A 21,541-nucleotide genomic window follows, 5' to 3' on the forward strand; every position below is an offset into this window, starting at 1 on the left:
ATGGCCGGGACCCCCGACCCCAACGACACCTACTGGACCGACCCCGCCTACTACGACACCAACTACTACGACCTCGACACCCTCAACCTCGCCTCACCTAGCAGCGAGAACTACAACCTCCCCTCCTTCCTCACCCGCGCTGGGGAAACAACCACCCCTTCCAGCCCCACCCAATACAGCACCACCCAATACAGCAGCCTGAACCAGGCCATGGACTGGACGGCCCCCACCACCAGCTCCACTTCCACGCACACGACCTGGCCTCCGGCCAGCACCTTCGGTATCAACCCCACCGACACCTACCTCACCCAACCTGGCCCCAGCACCCTCGACCCCACCTGGGCGCCCCTCCCCACCGACACAAACGACGAGGCCGCCGCTCAAACCCCGCGCCCCGACAAGGGCAAGAACCGCGCCAACCTCGACGCACCCCCCCGCTTCACCCCCGAGCAAATCCAACAACTCAAGAGCGTCGCACCCCTCCTCAAACACTCCGGCGATCGAACCATCCAGAAAATCCTCGACGCCTACAACAACAACACCCTCACCCAACTCGCCAAAGACAAAAACTTCCACCCGAAAGTGGACCTCAACAACACCGGAAAAACAAAACGACTCGAAAACTCCGCCGACAAAACCAGATTCCTCAACCAGGTCATTACCGACTGGAACAACCAACGCCCGGTCGGCCTAGAAAACTTCACTTCTTCCCAAAACACCCTCACCGCAGCCCCCACCAACGAAATCCAACAACTCAAGAGCGTCGCACCCCTCCTCAAACACTCCGGCGATCGAACCATCCAGACCATTCTCGACGCCTACAACAACAACACCCTCACCCAACTCGCCAAAGACAAAAACTTCCACCCGAAAGTGGACCTCAACAACACCGGAAAAACAAAACGACTCGAAAACTCCGCCGACAAAACCAGATTCCTCAACCAGGTCATTACCGACTGGAACAACCAACGCCCGGTCGGCCTAGAAAACTTCACTTCTTCCCAAAACACCCTCACCGCAGCCCCCACCAACGAAATCCAACAACTCAAGAGCGTCGCACCCCTCCTCAAACACTCCAGCGATCGAACCATCCAGACCATTCTCGACGCCTACAACAACAACACCCTCACCCAACTCGCCAAAAACGCGAAATTCCAACCACAGGCCGATCTCAACAACACCGGAAAGAAAAAACAACTTCAAAGCTTCACCGAAAAAGCCACATTCATCAACCAGGTCAAGGCTTCGTGGGACGCCCAACTCTTGACCAACCCAGAACTCTTCACTCCCCGCCAAAACACCTACACCACAGCCTCCAATTCCCCCGCCACCATCCAGTACCTCAAAACCGCCACCCCCCTTCTCAAACACTCCGGCGATCGAACAATTCAAAGAATTCTCGACGCCTACAACAACAACACCCTCACCCAACTCGCCAAAGACAAAAACTTCCAACCATACGTCAACCTCGATAACTCCAGAAAACCAAAACAACTTCACAGCTCCACCGAAAAAACCAGACTCCTCGACCAGGTCGAGGCTTCGTGGAATGCCCAACGTTCCAGGGACGCCGCGCTCGACGCCCTCCTCTCGCCGGACACCGGGGAAAGCTCCGCCACCTACGCCGGGCCGTCCATCTACACCGCGCTCACCCACACCGGCCCCACCCCGACCCCGGGTATCGACCCCACCGCCCCCGCCACCGCCGGCCGTTCCCCCATCGAGGCAGCGCAGCGCGAGGTGGCCGCAGCCAACCTCGCCGTGGTCCGCTACGAAACCACCCTGGAAAACACCCGCATCGACCGCGGCCTCTTCTACACCGACCTGGGCTACCTCGGCTCCATGGTCGTAGCCGCACAACTACGCCTGGACGCCGCCCACGCACAAACCCGCCTCGCCCAAGCCGAAACCCTCGACGCCCACAACGACACCCCCCTCGCACAAAACCGCGCCACAACCATCACCGAACGCGCGGCCGCAGAAACCCGCACCGCACAAAACGACCTCGACACCGCACACACCGCCTACCAACAAGAAGGCGGCACCTACACCCCCGACAACACCCCCACCACCACACTCATCCCCACACCCACACCCACACCCACACCCGGCCAGACCACCGACACCACACCCGCCCAAACCACCACCACAGAAACCACCAACCCGACCACTACGAGGGACACCCTCTCCCCCGAAGCGGCCACCCACCCAGGCCCCAACGACCTGCGCGTCAACATGATGGGATACGGCGCCGCCCCCATCCACCCGCACCAGGTTGCGACCCAGGTCAGGGACAACGTGGACGCCGCCCTCGCCAACTCCCCCGCCACCCTCCCCAACGTTCGCGGATTCGCCTACCCCCTGCTCATCGCCTACTACGACCACTCCTTCAGCAACGTCTCCCTGGACGACATCGCCGCGCGCTTCACCCCACCCGGCCAGGACCCCCGGAAAAACGCCTCGGCCATCACCCATCAGTGGAACCGTTGGCATCAAAACGGAGACCTGTTCCGCGCCCTCAACACCCTCAGCGCCAACAACGTCCCCGTGCCCGACAACGCCTGGACCGCCCTCACCCCGCCTGCGCCGGCCGTCACCTTCCCGCCCGAGAGGTCCCACCCCTACGGCTCCGGTATGAATCACGCCCACCGCTTCGCCGACAACAGCGAAGGCGGCTTCTGGTCCATCAGACACCTGGAAACCACCCCCCAGGGCCAACGCATCCAAGACGTCGCTCCCCCCCACGAAGTCCAGTCACTACGCGCCTACGCCCGCGACGACTTCGACCAGATCAACAGCCTGCTGCGCGGCACCCCCACCCACAGCACCCCCGACGACCGCGCGCGCTATCTCCACAACGTCGCCAACCTCGACGCCCTCACCACCCGCGTCCCCGTCAGCCAAGCCTTCCTGGCCCAACGCGGCGTCAACTCCGACTACCTGTTCAACGTCTTGGGCCTGGACGAGACCGACCCCGGCGCGCTGGTGGGCACCGTGCACACCGAACCGGCCTACATGTCGCTCACCATGGGGTCCCGTAGCCCCCTCGAACGCGACGCCTACCTGATGGTCCGCGTCCCCGCGGGCGCCCCCGGCCTGAGCACCATGCCCTTCGTGGAAACCCAGGCCGGGGAGAACGAGTTCGGCGGAACCCGCAGTTACACGTTCGTCGTCCACGCCGCCTACCAGCGCCAAGCCGTCCAACCCGAATCCGGCGACACCATGCCCCTGTGGTTCGTCGAGATCGAGATCGTGCCCACCGGCTGGCGCCCCGACCGCAACTGGCGCCCGCGCCCCCTGGGCGACGCCGAGACCGGCTACCAGCAAACCCCCGACAACGACGACTCCGACAGCGACGACTCCTACTACAACAGCAGCACACAGGTCTACACCGCACAACTCCCCGACCTCGACCCAACCAGCCGGCCCGCACCCGAGACCGGCCCCGCCACGACCCCGGTCGAGCGGGCACGCGAAGCGGTCGCACGAGCCAACGCCGACCTGTTCCGCCACGAGACCGAACTCCACGAACAGCGCGTTCGCAACGACTGGCCCGAAACCCACCCCCGGGTCCAAGACGGCCTCCTGGAAACCGCACGCCTGCAACGCATCGCCGACCAAGCCGAAACCACCCTCCGCAACACCACCGACACCGCACCACCCCAGCACGACGGCCCCAACGACCTGCGCGTCAACATGGCCCACACCCCCGACGTCAACTTCTCCCAGTGGTTGACCGAGGAAGCACTGCGAAGCGACTCCTCCAACCAGGAAACCGACTCGGACGCGATGAGCACCGACTCGGACACCCCCGACATCCGCGAACAACTCGCCCCCGCCCCTCTCTGGACAGGCACCACCGAAGAGCCCGGCGGAGTCGGAATGGCCGCCAACCTGCGCTTCACCGACAACGACGACGCCGTCAACTGGGCTATGACCACGCTGGAACCCCAAGCAACCGGTCTGTCCCCCACCGCGAGGGACGCCGTCACCCGCTACACCGGCGACGACTACATGACGGTCCTGGACGGCCTGACCGACGGAACCGTGGAAAGGGGCGAGGAAAACCTGTTCCTGGAGCTGGTGTCCGGCCTGGACTCAGCGATCTCCCAAGCCACGCTCCCCGACTCCGTCCTCTTGCACCGCGCCCTTCGCGAAGGTTTCATCCAACGCCTGGGCGCAGACCTCAACGACCCCGCCTCCATGCAAGCACTGGTGGGCACCGTCCACTCCGACAACAACTACCTCTCCACCGCCGTGGGCAACAGCTCCCCGGCCGAACGCGACCTCTACGCCGTGATACGCGCACCCAAGGGCCTGCCCGTCCTGAGCGCCATGCCCTACTCCCGGCACGGCTACGACGAACGCGAACTCATCATCCCCCGAGGCTTGAGCCTCCTCTTCCACGCCGCCTACCAGCGCGAAGCGTTCCCCAGCGAAAGCAGCGAACCACGCCCCCTGTGGTTCGTCGAGATCGAGATCGTGCCCACCGGCTGGACCCCTGCCCCCGGATGGCAACCCGCCCCCCTGGGCGACGCCCACCAGGGCTACCAACAACCCCAAAACCAATCCTCCGACGAGACCTCCGACTCCGACGAGTCCATGAGCGAGGCCCCCTCCTCCGACAACGACGTCCAGGTCAACACCGCACAACTCCCCGACCTCGGCCTCACCCCCCTCGGCCGGCCCGCACCCGAGACCGGCCCCGCCCCGACCCCGGTCGAGCGGGCACGCGAAGCGGTCGCACGAGCCAACGCCGACCTGTTCCGCCACGAGACCGAACTCCACGAACAGCGCGTTCGCAACGACTGGCCCGAAACCCACCCCCGGGTCCAAGACGGCCTCCTGGAAACCGCACGCCTGCAACGCATCGCCGACCAAGCCGAAACCACCCTCCGGGATGCGTCTCAGACCGTTCCCCCTCCTGGACGGCGTCCCGTTGACGACGACCAGATCTCGGCTTTCCCTCTCACCGTCAACGACTCCAATGGTCGTTTGGGCGAAGCCCTGAGTTCTTATCAAGACGCGCGTACCGCCACCGACCACGTCCGGCAACACACCGCCACCGCCCGCACCCACGCTCAGAACGCGCTGGACCTGTTCCACGTCAACCCGCACACCTACCAGCCATCACCGGCGCAAACACCGACCCACAACGCCACTCCCAACGCCAGGCGCATCTTCGACCAGCTCACCACCGCCTACGAGGACCGGGCACGTCTGGAAACCCTGCGCGGCACCCTTCCCGCCGCAGAAACCGCCCACGCAACCACGCTGAACACCGAAATCCAACGCCTCACCACCCACATCACCCACCTGCACAACACCTACAGCGCCCACAGCAACGGCAGCAGCGACGCGACCACCCCCTTCACCCGCCGCGGCTTCAGCCCCACCGCCCCCTTCCCGGACTCCCCCGAATCCCTGCGACAAGCCCAACACCACACCGCCGAGGCCGTCACCGCGATCGAAGCCGCCAACGAAAGCGATATCGAAGCCGGTCTCCAGTTCGCCTTCGCCGACGACGCGACCGCCACCACCCTCACCCAGCTGGGCATCACCCCCGACGTCACCGAACTCACCCCCCTGGCCGCCGACGCCGAGACCTCCGAACGCGAAGCCCACAGCCAACTCACCGAAAGCAACCAGACCCTCGCCCGACGCCGCGCGCTCCTGGACCACCTCACCACCACCCAACAGGGCACCCCCGGCGAGATGACGGCCCTGCAGCGCGCCGTGGACGAGGAACAACAACGCAACGCCGGCCTGCTCACCGCCTACCAGAACATCGGCACCGACGGCACCGACTCCGATGCTTCGGTCTCCGACGCCGGAACGGTCGCCACCGTCGTGACCGATGCCGGGGGCCCGCCCAGCCTTCTCACCGACCAGGACCGTGCGGCCTTCGCCCCGCTGCGCGACGCCGCCGCGCATATCCGCGACTTCCAGCAGGCAGAGGCACTAGGCCCCCAGGGCGCCACCACACGCCAGGAACTCCTCGCCCAGGTCACCACCCTCATCAACACCCCGCCCCAAGACCTCTCCCCCCACCTGGCCCCCGCCCACACCGCGGCCGCGGCCATGCTGCGCGACTACGCCGCCCACCTCGCCCAACTCGCCGCCGCCGCCACCACACGCCAAGAAGTCGGCCAGGCCCTGGTCGAGTCGATCCAGGCCTACACCGCCAACCCCGACGGCGACCATTCCGCCCCATTGCGCGGCTACTTCGACCACGCCCAACAAACGGCCCAAACCCTGGGCTTCGACCCCTACACCCCCGCCGGTGATTCCGCTCTCACCCTGTCCCTGGCCGATTTCCGCGAAAACCTCCACAGGACAGCGGAGCTGAACGGGCGCGCCCACGCATTCAACGCCTCGCGCGAAGCAGTCGCGGCCCTGGGCATCGAAGCGGTCGGGCTGAGAATGGCCTCCAGCCTGGTGCAGCGCGAAATGCCACAGGCACGCGAACTGTCCGCCGCTGTGGACAGACGGATCGAACAACTGCGGGAAGTCAGGGACCAACTCAGCGAGCACAACGCTCTGGAACGCGATCTTCGACGCGAGGCCGAGAGCGCACGGAACGCGGCCAGAGACGCGCGTGCCGAGTTCGACCAGCAGTGGCGCGCCGTCGAGGACGCCTACGACGAACTCGACGCTCTGCTCCCCCCCGAATACCGCAGCGAGGCCGACACCGAATCCCAGACCGACTACGCCGTGCTGGCCGACCAGGCCCGCCAAACAGCGGACGAGATCCGCCACGACGCCGAGCAGGCACACACCCGATCCGACGAGGTCCTGGTCCGGCTCGCCGACACCCAACAACAGCTCGCCGCCGCCCGAAAAGAACTCGCCCCCCTCACCGAACAGCTCAACAGAGCCTACGGACAGCTCGGCAAGATTGGGTTCGCCTTCCCGACCGCGCGTTCCTTCCAGCAACAGCAGATCCAACAGCTCCAACAACAAACCGGCCCGGTCGAACAACGAGTCGAGTCCCTGGAGCAACGAGTCCGTGAGATCGAGGGTGAATACGACGGGCTTCGCACACAGACACGTTCTCTGACCGCGGAAGCCGCGCTTCACCAGACACGCGCCGACGCACTCCACCGCCACCAGGAATCCGCATCCCGGGCCGCGATGGAGGCCGACCAGCAGCAAACCGCACTCCGCGAAAGGATCGACACCGCGACGAGAAGGCTCGACGCGATCGAGGCAAACGTCCGTGACCATGAGGAAAGCGCCGCCAACCTCGAGCGAGAGATCCAGACGCAGCGCAACGACAGCCGGATCCGATTCGCCGCGTTGACTCGACTCCTCGGGCATCAGGAGGGCGACCTCACCAGCATCGACGCCGCGCGGACGTTCCGTGACCGCTACCTCGCCGAGCGGAACCTGCGCCAGCAGCTGGGCGGAGCGGAAGGGCACCGACGCGAGGTGGCCTTCGCCCTGCCCGCGCTCGGCCAGCGCAACGAGCTGCACCAATGGCACCGCACCACCACCGACGCCGAAGAGACCTTCCTCCAGCAACGGTGGCAGCAATCCCGTCGCCTGAGCGACGCCTACGCCACGGCCGTGCGATACATCATGGCCCCGATCGCCTCGCCCGAAACGATCGACGCGTTCCTCAACCCCCCGGACACCCAGGCCATCAACCAGGCCCGGTTCCACTTCTCCGAGGCACGGACAGAACAAGCCAGACAGGCAGAAGCGGAAACAGAACGCCAGGACGCGGCCGCTTTCAACGAGGGCCGGCCACCTTCCTACTCCGAGGCCCAGCGCGGGGACCTGCCCCCGGCATACGAGCCCCCCACCGCCCGCCAGGCCGAGGAACGAGGGCGTCTCCTGGCCCGCTCCCGCCACACCATCGACGCCCTGCACCGGCAGGTCGAACGCGCCGGAGAAGAAATCACGGAACTGGTGTTCGTCAACGGCGGATTCGACTCCCCCGCCTACCAGGACCTGCTCACCCGGCAAGCCGACCTGAACCAGCAGATCCAACGCGACACCGACGCCTACGAACGCGCGGCACGCGAGCTGGCCCAGGACATGAGGACCGAACGCTCCCCCGCCCTGCCGGTGCAGCCCATGTCCTCCCTGGGGTGGATGCACCCCGAGCTGCGCCCTCTGGCGATGAACGACTTCAACGCCGCGGTCCGGCTCAACGACCGCGCCGCCGAATACCGCACCTGGGCCGCCAACGCCACCGCCACCGGCTTCCCCCGAGAAGCCGCCTGGCTCACCGACCGCGCCCGACAACTTCAGGAACGAGCCCAGGACCTGCGCGACCGGGTCGGCCAGAGCAACCCCTACCAGTTGCACCCCGACCAAGAGGAAGCTCTGGGAATCGCCCGAAACCTGCGGATTCCCGGTCGCGCCTTCCCCGGCCTCGGGGAACCTCCGGTCCTGGCCCCCAACGCGGTCCACGACGCCTACCAGCAAGCCATGCAAGCCGGCCGCAACGCCTCGGTGATCCAGGCCCTGGCAGACGCCGCGCAAACCCCCGGGTTCGCCCTCCCACGAAACACCGACCTCGACGCCCAAGACCTCCCCGACATCGCCCAGGACGCACGGGAAACAGCCCGCGACATGGCCCAGACCTACCTGGTCGAAGCCATGGCCCACACCCGCCGCCAAAACGACACCCTCCACGTCCCCGGCTCCACCGGCCCCTCACGCACCCCCCGCAACACCCGCGACCGCACCCTGCAAGCCATCGACCAGCTCACCGAGCAGAACCGCTCCCACGCGCTGCGTCTGGCCCAAGTCCTCAACATCAACACCGACTCCACCACCTCGCTGCCCACACCGCCCCCCGGTCACGACTCCCCCCAGATCCGCGCGGCCCACGAACGCGCCCTGCAAGCCGACCGCGAGGCCTCCACCATCGAGCGCCTGGCCCAGCACGCCCGCGGACACGGAGACCCCGGCCTCCAAGCCGAGGCACAACCACTGGACAACCTCGCCACCACCCTGCGCAACAACGCCGCGATCGCCTACATCACCGGCGTCATGACCAGTGCGAACCAACGCGCCACGGACCTCGAGGCGCAAAGCCGCCTCGCCGAAGCCCGCCAGCATCGCCACACCCAGACCCAGGCCGCACTCGCCTTGGCCCGGGTAATGGGCATCGACTACCGCCGGCCCGATCATCTCGCCCACCCCCCCACGCGCGACGCCCCGCAGGAACTGCGCTGGGCCTTCGACGAAGCGGTGGAAAACGACCAGCGGGCCTCCACTATCCGTGCGCTCTCCAACAAGGTGGAAACAGAGAACGTCCTGCCCGGCCTGAACAACCACACAGCCGGAATCGACCACATTCTGGACACTCTGGACCAAAACGCCACACAGGACTACAACCGTTACCTGCGACAAATAGCCTCGAACGCCCTCGGCCTCGGCGACGCCATGAACCTGGACTCCACATCGCCCCGGCGAGAGGACTCCGACGAAGACATGGACGACTCGGGCTCCGACGAGGACATGTCCGATGCCCCCGCACCGGCACCGGACGGCGTTACCCGGGTCCACCTCACCCAACTCCCCGACCTCGGCCCCACCCCCACACCGGGTATCGACCCCACCGCCCCCGCCACCACCGGCCGTTCCCCCATCGAGGCAGCGCAGCGCGAGGTGGCCGCAGCCAACCTCGCCGTGGTCCGCTACGAAACCACCCTGGAAAACACCCGCATCGACCGCGGCCTCTTCTACACCGACCTGGGCTACCTCGGCTCCATGGTCGTAGCCGCACAACTACGCCTGGACGCCGCCCACGCACAAACCCGCCTCGCCCACGCAGAAACCCTCGACGCCCGCGACGACACCCCCCTCGCACAAAACCGCGCCACAACCATCACCGAACGCGCGGCCGCAGAAACCCGCACCGCACAAAACGACCTCGACACCGCACATACCGCCTACCGACAAGAAGGCGGCACCTACACCCCCGACAACACCCCCACCACCACACTCATCCCCACACCCAGCCGAACCACCGACACCACACCCGCCCAAACCACCAGCGGGGAAACCACCAATAGCCAGACCACCGGGGACACCACCACCCCCCAACCGGCCACCCACACCGGCGCCAACGACCTCCACGTCAACATGGCCGGAACCCCCGACCCCAACGACACCTACTGGACCAACCCCGCCTACTACGACACCAACTACTACGACACCGACACCCTCAACCTCGCCTCACCTAGCAGCGAGAACTACAACCTCCCCTCCTTCCTCACCCGCGCTGAGGAAACAACCACCCCCTACAGCCCCACCCCCCAATACAGCACCACCCAATACAGCACCACCCAATACAGCACCACCCAATACACCGGTCTGAACCAGGCCATGGACTGGACGACCCCCGCCACCAGCTCCACCCCCACGTACACGACCTGGCCTCCGTCCAGCACCGACTTCGGCAGCAACCCCACCGGCACCTACCTCACCCAACCTGGCCCCAGCGCCCTCCGCTCCACCTACATCAGCCCCGATCCCAGTGCCACCATCCAACAACTCAAAAACACCACCCCCATCCTCAGCAGCACCAAAAGCCAAACAGTCCAAAAAATCCTCGACGCCTATAAAAACGGAACCCTCACCCAGCTCGCCCAAGACACCACTTTCCAGCCACGAGTCAACCTCTATGGAATCGGAGCAACAAGACAACTTCTCAACTTCGACGACAAAAACGCGTTCCTCAATCAAGTTAGGGATTCGTGGGACGCCCAACGCGTGAATAACCCCGAACTCAACGCCCCCCCGCCCACCCCCGCTGCCAGCATCACCAGCCAGGAACTCAAAAACGCCGCACCAATCCTCAAAAGCACCAGCGACCACACCGCCCAGATCATTTTCGACGCCTACAAGAACAGGACCCTCACTCAACTCGCCCAAAACAAAACCTTCAAACCACGAGTCGATCTCGACGGAACTGGAGCAAAAAAACAACTTCAAAGCTCCACCGATAAAGCACGATTCCTCAATCAGATCGCAACCGCCTGGTACGGGCAACGCGCGAACAACCCCGGATTCGACGTCCCCCCGCCTGCCCCCGCTGCCACGCTCTCCAGCACTACCAAGACTTCCAGAACCTCCGGCGCCTCCAGCACCACCAGAACTTCCAGAACCTCCGGTGCTTCCAGCACGACCAGCACCACCATTCAACAACTCAAAAGCGCCACCCCCATCCTCAGAAACACCCAAAGCCAAACAGTCCAAAAAATCCTCGACGCCTACCGGAACCGCACCCTCACTCAGCTCGCCAAAGACAGGAGTTTCGAACCAAGCGCCGAACTCGATAGAAGAAACAGCAAAAAAACACTCAGAAACTTTACTGAGAAAAAAGCTTTCCTCGACCGAGTCGAGGCCTTTTGGAATGCCCAACGTTCCAGGGACGCCGCGCTCGACGCCCTCCTCTCGCCGGACACCGGGGAAAGCTCCGCCACCTACGCCGGGCCGTCCATCTACACCGCGCTCACCCACACCGGCCCCACCCCGACCCCGGGTATCGACCCCACCGCCCCCGCCACCGCCGGCCGTTCCCCCATCGAGGCAGCGCAGCGCGAGGTGGCCGCAGCCAACCTCGCCGTGGTCCGCTACGAAACCACCCTGGAAAACACCCGCATCGACCGCGGCCTCTTCTACACCGACCTGGGCTACCTCGGCTCCATGGTCGTAGCCGCACAACTACGCCTGGACGCCGCCCACGCACAAACCCGCCTCGCCCACGCAGAAACCCTCGACGCCCGCGACGACACCCCCCTCGCACAAAACCGCGCCACAACCATCACCGAACGCGCGGCCGCAGAAACCCGCACCGCACAAAACGACCTCGACACCGCACATACCGCCTACCGACAAGAAGGCGGCACCTACACCCCCGACAACACCCCCACCACCACACTCATCCCCACACCCACACCCACACCCGGCCAGACCACCACCAGGGACGCCCTCTCTCCCGAAGCGGCCACCCACCCAGGCGCCAACGACCTCCACGTCAACATGGCCGGAACCCCCGACCCCAACGACATGGACATCGACTGGTCCGACCCCGCCCAAAGCACCTACGGCTACCCCGACTACTACGACCTCGACACCCTCGACCTCGCCTCACCCACCAACGACAACCTCGCCGGCCCCTCCTTCCTCACCGACGACCCCGGCCCCACCACCGACTTCACGCCCATCAACCCCGAGCCCTCCACCGATCCCGCCCCCACGGCCCTCTCCACGGACTCACCCCAGGCCATGGACACCGACGACATGTCCTGGCTCACCACCCACGCCATGGACACCGACCAATCCATGGACTGGGACACCTTCGCCACCGACTTCGGCATCGACCCCACCCTCACCACCACCGACACCGCCTGGGCCACCCACGCCACCGGCACCGGCTTCACCACCCTCAACCCCCGCGACACCGACCCCACCGAAAACGAAGCCACCCCCGACAACCTCTACGCCCTCTCCGACTCCTCCGACGACGAGGCCGCCGCCCCCACCCCGCGCCCCGACAAGGGCAAAACCCGCGCCACCCAACCCCCCTTCACCGCACCACCCCACCCCTTCACCCCCACCGAAACCACCGCCCTCACCCAAAACAGCTTCACCCTGACCCCCAACCGCCCCACCGACCTCGACACCGCCTGGGCCCTCTACCAACACCACCACCAAGGCCACACCCCCCACACCCTCGCCACCACCCACCGCCTCACCCTGCCAAAACAAAACCTCGACACCTTCCACTGGACGACCACCCCCAACCCCACCTACGGCGACAAACGCGCCTGGCTCGAAGAAACCTTCACCACCTGGGAAAACAACCCCACCACCCGAGCCATCCTCACCACCCACGGCGCCAACCCCGACCACCGCACCACCACCCCCAACGCACCCCCCCACCTCACCACCACCCAAGCCCACCAACTCCTCCACGCAGCCACCGACCACAACCCCACCCTCACCCAGGTCTACGACGCCTGGCACACCCGCACCCACACCACCAAACCAGGCACCCGACTCACCCGCGCACTCCTCACCACCTGGACCAACAACCCCACCACCAACCACATCCTCACCACCACCAACCCCAACCCCGAAAACACCCTCCGAACCCACCGCCCCCGAACCCAGGCCCCAACCAACCCCTCACCCGACAAAGCCCTCAACTTTAAAATAAAGCAAATAAAAAACTTCACCCCAATTCTCAAAGAATTTGGCAACCAAAGCGTCAATAGGATTCTTAGCGCCTACCAAAATAATACTCTCAATCAACTCGCCAACGATAGTACATTCCACTCAGGCAACGTTCCTGGCGACAAAAAACAATACTTTGAGAGCTACGAGAGCAAGGTAAAATTTCTCCACGAGATTGCCACTGACTGGAATAAACAACGCACCACTAATTCTATCCTCAGAACAATACTCCCCAACTCCGCGACACCCCCCGTACTGAACAACACTTCCGAACTCTCGACATCTTCAAATCACAAAATAAAACAACTTAAAAATTCCGCACCAATCCTCGAAAAAATCAGCAACCGGTCTATCGAAAATATTCTTGACTCCTACCAGAGAAACACTCTGAAAGAACTGGTCAAAAACAAAAAATTCCACCCAAAGATTGACCTTTACAACACTGGACACAGAAAGGAAATCCTTAACACCAAGGACAGGACCACACTCCTCCACCAGGTCGCCGTCAACTGGAACGCCCAACGCGCCAGCGATCCCGCACTCCAAGCCATCCTCCCCTCCCCCGCCACGCCTCCTAAGCCCGATCCTGAAACCGAACGCCTCAAAAGCGCCACTTCAATCCTCAGGGGTTCTGGCGAACAAGTTGTTAAAATAATTCTTGACGCCTACCGCAACAACACCCTCGCTCAACTCGCCGAAGACTCGAATTTTCAGCCGAGAACCGGAATCGACGAAACAGGAAACAAAAAACGCCTCGCCGAGCGCACCGAAAAAGCAGCATTCCTCCACCAGGTCGCCACCGCCTGGAACACCCAACGCCAAACCAACACCGCACTCAAAATCATTCTCCCCACCCCTGCGAAACCCCCTGCGCTCGACGCCCTCCTCTCGCCGGACACCGGGGAAAGCTCCGCCACCTATGCCGGGCCGTCCATCTACACCGCGCTCACCCACACCGGCCCCACCCTGACCCCGGGTATCGACCCCGCCACCACCGGCCGCTCCCCCATCGAGGCAGCGCAGCGCGAGGTGGCCGCAGCCAACCTCGCCGTGGTCCGCTACGAAACCACCCTGGAAAACACCCGCATCGACCGCGGCCTCTTCTACACCGACCTGGGCTACCTCGGCTCCAAAGTCGTAGCCGCACAACTACGCCTGGACGCCGCCCACGCACAAACCCGCCTCGCCCACGCAGAAACCCTCGACGCCCACAACGACACCCCCCTCGCACAAAACCGCGCCACAACAATCACCAAACGCGCGGCCGCAGAAACCCGCACCGCCCAAAACGACCTCGACACCGCACACACCGCCTACCGACAAGAAGGCGGCACCTACACCCCCGACAACACCCCCACCACCACACTCATCCCCACACCCACACCCACACCCGCACCCGCACCCGCACCCGCACCCGGCCAGACCACCACCAACGGGGAAACCACCAACCAGACCGCTACGAGGGACGCCCTCTCTCCCCAACCGGCCACCCACCCAGACGCCAACGACCTCCACGTCAACATGGCCGGAACCCCCGACCCCAACGACATGGACATCGACTGGTCCGACCCCGCCCAAAGCACCTACGGCTACCCCGACTACTACGACACCGACACCCTCGACCTCGCCTCACCCACCAACGACAACCTCGCCGGCCCCTCCTTCCTCACCGACGACCCCGGCCCCACCACCGACTACACCCCTATCGACCCCGCACTCACCACCGACTACACCCACGCCATGGACACCGACGACATGTCCTGGCTCACCCCCGACGACTCCATGGACTGGGCCACCCTCGCCCACGACATCACCACCGACCTCAACACCGGCTTCGACCCCGGCTTCGGCATCGACCCCACCCTCACCACCACCGACACCTCCTGGGCCACCCACGCCACCGGCACCGGCTTCAACCCCACCGACACCTACCTCGCCCCCACCACACTCACCACCCACGACACCACCGACGGCTCACCCCGCGACGAAGCCACCCCCGACAACCTCTACGCCCTCTCCGACTCCTCCGACGACGAGGCCGCCGCCCCCACCCCGCGCCCCGACAAGGGCAAAACCCGCGCCACCCAACCCCCCTTCACCGCACCACCCCACCCCTTCACCCCCACCGAAACCACCGCCCTCACCCAAAACAGCTTCACCCTGACCCCCAACCGCCCCACCGACCTCGACACCGCCTGGGCCCTCTACCAACACCACCACCAAGGCCACACCCCCCACACCCTCGCCACCACCCACCGCCTCACCCTGCCAAAACAAAACCTCGACACCTTCCACTGGACGACCACCCCCAACCCCACCTACGGCGACAAACGCGCCTGGCTCGAAGAAACCTTCACCACCTGGGAAAACAACCCCACCACCCGAGCCATCCTCACCACCCACGGCGCCAACCCCGACCACCGCACCACCACCCCCAACGCACCCCCCCACCTCACCACCACCCAAGCCCACCAACTCCTCCACGCAGCCACCGACCACAACCCCACCCTCACCCAGGTCTACGACGCCTGGCACACCCGCACCCACACCACCAAACCAGGCACCCGACTCACCCGCGCACTCCTCACCACCTGGACCAACAACCCCACCACCAACCACATCCTCACCACCACTTACATCGGCCCCAACCTCGGAAACACCCCCCTCACCCAAGCCCAAACCGGCCCCGCCACAATCCCCGAAAACATTTCCAAATTCCAACAACTCAAAAACGCCGCACCCATCCTCAAATACTCCACCGACCAAACCATCCAGACCATCCTCGACGCCTACCACGACAACACACTCCCCCAACTCGCAAAAAACAGAAAATTCCAACCGAGAGCCGACCTCCACGGCAAAAGAAAAAAACGACTCAACAGCTCCGACGACAAAACCGCGTTCCTCAAACAGGTCGCCGCCGCCTGGAACACCCAACGCGATACCGACCCCCAAATCAACACCCTCCTCCCCATCTCCACCGAACTCCCCGAAACCACTTCCGGACTCCAACAACTCAAAAACGCCGCACCCATCCTCAAGGGAGTTACCGACCAAACCATCCAGACCATCCTCGACGCCTACCGCGACAACACACTCCCCCAACTCGCAAAAAACACGAAATTCCAACCGAGAGCCGACCTCCACGGCACCGGAAAAAACAAAAGACTCCAAAACTCCGACGACAAAACCGCGTTCTTCGCAAAGGTCGCCGCCGCCTGGAACACCCAACGCGATACCGACCCCCAAATCAACACCCTCCTCCCCATCTCCACCGAACTCCCCGAAACCACTTCCGGACTCCAACAACTCAAAAACGCCGCACCCATCCTCAAGAGAGTTACCGACCAAACCATCCAGACCATCCTCGACGCCTACCGCGACAACACACTCCCCCAACTCGCAAAAAACAGAAAATTCCAACCGAGAGCCGACCTCCACGGCACCGGCAAAAAACTACTCAACAGCTCCGACGACAAAACCGCGTTCCTCAACCAGGTCAAGGCTTCGTGGAACACCCAACGTTCCAGGGACGCCGCGTTCAACGCCCTCTTCTCGCAGGGCACCGGGGAAAACCCCACCCACAACCAAGCCGGCGGCCCCTCCATCTACACCGTGTTCACGCAGACCGGCGGAACCCTCCAAACACCCCCCGCGCCGGACCCGGCCCCGCTGGAACAAGCCCGCCAGGACGCCGCACAGGCACACGCCGACCTTTTCCGCCACGAAACCGCACTCCACGAACAGCGCGTCCGCAACAACTGGCCCGAAACCCACCCCCAGGTACAGGCCGGCCTCCTGGAAACCGCACGACTGCAACGCATCGCCAACCAGGCCGACGCCGCCCTGCACACCGCATCCCAGACACACACCACCAACGCCGAACCCGACTCGGCGATCCAGGCAGCGCAGAACACCCCCACCCTCCACGTCAACATGGTGCGGACCGACCAGGACGACACCGAAGGCTCCCTGCCCCCCGAGCAGGAAGCAGCGTTCACGTCCCGTTTCACCGAGGCCCGGACAGCGGCTGACTCCCTCAACCAGCGGATCGCCCGGGCGGACAGCGCCCGCGCCACCGCTGAAACCACCGTGGGACAGCGAGAGGTCGCCGCGAGGAGCGCCCAGGACGCGACGGCTGGGACAACGAACCGGCTCACGGCGGCCGAGGAAGCGGTCACCGCCGCCCGCCACCACCGGGACGCCACCGCCAAGCGCCGTGACGAGGCGGTGGAGAAGGAGAACGAGGCCCGCGACGACCAGGAGACGTTCGCGGACCGCGCACGGCGGGCCGAGGAGTCCGCGCGGCTGCGGGTCACCGAGCGGCAGGACACGCTGGCCACCGCGCGCGCCCAGGTCTCCACCCGGGAAAGCGAACTCGCCGCCACCGAGGACCGGCTCGCCGCCGCCGAGGACCGGCTCATCGCCCGGCGGACCGAACGCACCGAGGCGGTCCAGCGCGCGAACGAACGCGCGAACCGCACCGCTGACTCGGGCAACCGCAGGAACCGGAGCGGCAGGAGCGAGCGCGGTAGCCGGGAACCCGGCCTGGCCGACGCCTACGACAGGCTGTGGGACGCCAGCACCCGGTTGACAGAGGCCCGGGGAGAGGTCCGAGCCGCCACCGACCGGCTCGCCGAGGCCAACCGCGAAGCGGCCACCGCGCAGACGCGGCTCCAGCGGGAGGAGCGCCGGGTCGCCGACATCTCCGCGCGCGAGCAGCGCGGCCGCGATCGGGTGCAGGAGGAGCTCGACCGGGCGCGGAACACGGCCGAACGCGCCGCACGCGACCACGCGCGCGCCCAGGCCCACCTGGTGGCCCGGGAGCTGGAGCAGCAGGACGCCGCACGCGAGGACCAGCAGGCGTACTCCAGGGCCTACCAGGAGACGGTGCTCCACCAGCAGGCCGTCGTGAAGGCCGCCGAACTCCGCGCGCAGACCGCCGAACTCCTGCGCGACCGCACCGCGGCGCGGGAGGAAGCCCTCCGCATCCGCGCCGAACACGAGGCCGCCAAGGCGACGGCCCTGGAGAACGCCCGCGACGTCGCCGGAATCCGGGCGGAAGCGGCCCGCCGGCAGGCCGAGGCCGCCGAACGGGCACCGGTGCCCGAGGGGGAGGAGGCCGCCCGCGCCCAACGGGTCGAGGACCTGCGCAACGCGGCCGAGACCGCCAGACAGAAAGCCGTAGACCTGCGCGAACGCGCGGAAGAAGCGCGCGGGGAAGCCGCGTCCGCCCAGGAACTGGTGACCCGGCTCCAGCAAGAACTGATCGACCGCCGCGAGGCGGCCGCCCGGGCCACCGCCGAGCACCTCACCGCGAGGCAGGAGTACGACGGTCGGTCCGAGGAGCGGAACCGGGCGCAGAATGGACTGGCCGCGCGCCAGGCGGCCATCATCGCGGAGCACCAGCAGACCCAGCGCGACGAGGAGGCCGCGGACCAGCTGTTGGAGTCGCTGGGCATCGACCCCTCGGACGCGGACGCCGCCGCCGTCAACTCCGGGGCCTACCCGCGCCGCCTCGACCACATCCTGGGCAGTGAACTGCTGGAACACCAGCGTGTCCTGCTGCGCCCGGAGGGTGACGGCACCCGGGGCTTCGACCACGTGCTCGACCACGTCGCGGCCGGCCTGCCCGACGGTGCCCGCGAGACGTTCCGCACCGAGTTCAGGAAGAACCCGTACCCGTTCTTCGGCAAGCGCGGCAAGGCCATCCGCATCGGAGACCAGACCGCGACCCTCCGGTTGTCCTCCGACGAGAACCACTGGGTGCGGACCGGCAGCCTGCCCTCCTCCGGCCGCTCCACACCGGACCTGTTCAACAGCGACACCGTCGGACAAAAAACGTCGCACTCCGAGACGATGGGGGAGAAGACCAGCCGGAGCCTCGGCGGATCGGTCTACATCAACCCGCTGCTGGTCGAGGGGGACGGCGGCGTCCGGATCGGCCCGGCCATCGTCCCGATGGCGCAGATCTCGACCAACCAGCCCTCGGCCGGCGAGACCGTCAAACAGGACACCGCCGGCAAGAGCGACGCCGTCGTCGGCGGGCGGGCAGTGGGCTACGGCACCGACCTGCGCATCACCCTGACCGTGCACGACGACCAGCCGGACAACGTCCAGGCCGGTGACGACCAGGCCGCCGCGCTGGACGACGTGACGACCGCGGTCGTCCCCGACGGCCTGGCCATGACCGTGGAACTGGGCGACCGCGACTCCGCGGCCCCCGACCGGATCCTGCTGCGCGATCCCTTCGACCCCGAGGCCAGGCCGGAGGCCGGAACCGAGTTCGCCACCGGCAACCCGGGAATGCGCCTGGGCGGCGGGCACCCGGCCAGTGTCGGCGACATCCGGCACGGCCGACGGGGCACGCGGGGCGCACGGCTCGCCGACTGGGTGGTGGACCACCTGAACCAGCCGCGCCCCCGGACGCGGTTCGAACGGTTCAAGGACGCGGTGATCCCCGGTTTCCTGCGCGGCCCCCGGACCGACCCCCGCCACTCCGAGGCGACCCGCGAACTGCTGTCCGAGGAATCGGTGCGCGACCACCTCCCCACCATGACCAGGGGCCCCGTCCACCTGGAACTCCGGGACGACACCGGGCATCCGCGCGTGGCCAAGATGTGGTCGGTGCCCACCGAACTGAACCGGCTGCCCGACGCCCCCGCGAAACTCGACCTGCAGAACACCGCCACCTCCACCAAGGAGGTCAACTCCAGCTACCTGCGCAGCAGGTCGTGGGCCCTCGGGCTGGGCAGCGGACTGATCGTCCAGCTGGTGAACAACATCTTCCGGCTGGACATCCCCACCTTCGACTACCGCTACGACAACAGGCTGACGACCGGGGACGGGCGTACCAGCGGCGGCACGGCCGGCAAGATCACCCAAACGGGCGACACCGCGATGTACCACGTCAACCGAACCTTCTACCTCCAGTTCGACGGCGAGGACACCCCGCACCGCTTCACCGGCGACGCCGTGGAGATCCTGGGGGTCAACGACGCGCGCCTGCTCGCCTCCCCCGACGCCGACCGGGGCGACGCCCTGGCCCGACCCGACCACACCCCCGCCTACCCCCACCTGGGCCCCGACCGCCCCGACCACTTCGGCGGGACCCCGATCCGCGGCATCACCTGGGCGGACGGAAGCCAGTACGACACACCCGCCGCCGACGGCGACGGGCAGGCCCCCGCGCCCCGCACCCTCTTCGAGGCCTACGCCCAGCAGGTGCTCGACGGGATCGCCCGCAAGTACCCGGGCATGGTGGTGCCCGACCTCTCCCGCGCGTACGCCGACTACGCGCTGCGCCCCGACGGCTCCTCCCGCGAGGACGCGCTCTTCACCCGGGAGAAGCGCTTCCAGCGCGACCACTCGGTGGCGCTGTACAACACGGCCAAGGTCTTGGAGCAGATCTCCGAGGCGAACCTGATGAGACGCCCCACCGACTGGATCAACGACGGCATCGACATCGACCTGATCGACACCGCCCTGGTCAACCCCGACGTGAGCAACCTGAACCGGCGCGACCCCGGCAAGGAGGGGTGGATCACCCCGGAGACGGTCACCGTCCGGTTGACGGCGACCCCCCGTGACCGGGAGTTCGGCGGGACGGTCACCAAGAACCACGTCTCCACCACGGGAGCCGACGCCACTGGGCGGCGGCGTATCGAGGAACGCGAGAGCGCCCACTCCTGGACCGCCCGGGTGCGTGCCGTCTTCCGCGACCTGGAACACCAGGACCCGCGCACCATGGCCCGTTTCCAGGCGGGCGGCGGCGTGCAGGCCCAGTACAAGACCGTGTCCACCACCGGCCTGGAGACCGGGGTCAAGGACATCACCGAGGCCGCGTTCGCCGACAAGGGCGACACCGACGTCTGGCGTTACGGCCTGGACCTGCACGCCGAGATGGGCAAGTTCCGCAAGACCGACGACCTCGGCCCCGACGCGCGGGCCGAGGCAGCCGGAAAGCGCACCGGGTACGACGGCCACCGGGTGGACCTGCTCACCGACGCAGCCGGCAACCCCGTGCGGTTCCAGGGGCGCATGGAGATCGAGAGCCCCGCCAACGACCACCCCGAACCCGGGACCCCGCCGCGCGCGCAGAGCCCCGACCAGGAGCAGGGGACGTCACTGGACCTCACCCCCGCCCAGGTCAGGAACATCATCGCCGGCGAGCACCCCCCGGTCGCCGACGCCCGCCAGCCGGAGGCCGCGGCGCTGGACACCATCCCCACCTTCACCGAGGGGATCAGCACCCGGGCCGGCGACTCCACGCTGCGCCAGCGCCTCCACACCATCCTGGACAGCGCACCCGGCCTCCAGCGCTTCCTCAAGAGCCGGG

General features: G+C 66.2%; 1 protein-coding gene (cut by a window edge). It reads left to right on the forward strand.

Going from position 1 to position 21,541, the window contains the following annotated elements; translation table 11 throughout:
* On the forward strand, positions 1 to 21,541 hold the beginning of the coding sequence (locus AC0VYP_RS21065) for an ADP-ribosyltransferase (RefSeq protein WP_475471420.1). The gene runs 31,346 nt beyond the window's last position; only the first 21,541 of its 52,887 coding nucleotides appear in the window; the start codon lies at positions 1 to 3; its stop codon lies off the right edge, out of view.

The sequence above is a fragment of the Nocardiopsis sp. iso_186 genome, assembly GCF_056173365.1.